General features: G+C 67.3%; 2 protein-coding genes. Both read right to left on the bottom strand.

Translation table 11 applies throughout. The annotated features are described in order from the left end of the window. The coding region (merE, locus tag R7P74_RS29165) for a broad-spectrum mercury transporter MerE (RefSeq protein ID WP_318124209.1) at positions 1–161 on the bottom strand (161 nt) is incomplete at its 3' end. Further along, positions 158–523 (bottom strand): mercury resistance co-regulator MerD (merD, locus tag R7P74_RS29160; RefSeq protein ID WP_000995361.1); only part of this gene is annotated, 366 nt, incomplete at its 5' end. The genes merD and merE, both read right to left, overlap by 4 nt.

Below are 523 nucleotides of genomic sequence, written 5' to 3'. Positions count from 1 at the left end.
ATACCCCAGTGCTCGCCGATGAACGCGCCGGCCGTCGTGCCGGCCAGCACAATGGCGAGAATCGGCAAATGACAGGGACAGGTGAGCACCGCCAGCGCACCCCACAGGTAGCCGGTGAACGGCTTGTGTGTCTCGGCCGGCATGCGCTCGGGGCTGTTCATGGCAAACTCTCCGCATGCTGTGCCGGCGCGGTCGGCATGGCGGCCAACTGCACTTCCAGATTGGCCAACGCTTCGCGCCGGCGTTCGACGAACTGACGCAGCACAGCAAGCTGCGCGGCAGTTTCATCGCAGTTCGCCGCATCCAGCGCCCGGCACAGCCGCGCCAATGCGCCGAGGCCGATGCCCGCCTCGAAGGCGGCCCGCACGAAGCACAGTCGCTGCAAGGCGGCGTCATCGAACAGGCCGTAGCCACCCGTGGTGCAGGCGACTGGCCGCAGCAATCCGCGCAGCAGGTAGTCGCGCACGATATGCACGCTCACCCCGGCATCAAGGGCCAGCCGGGACACCGTGTAGGCGTTCAT

Source organism: Vibrio sp. 2033, assembly GCF_033339735.1.
This window is presented reverse-complemented; position numbering and strand designations above follow the sequence as displayed.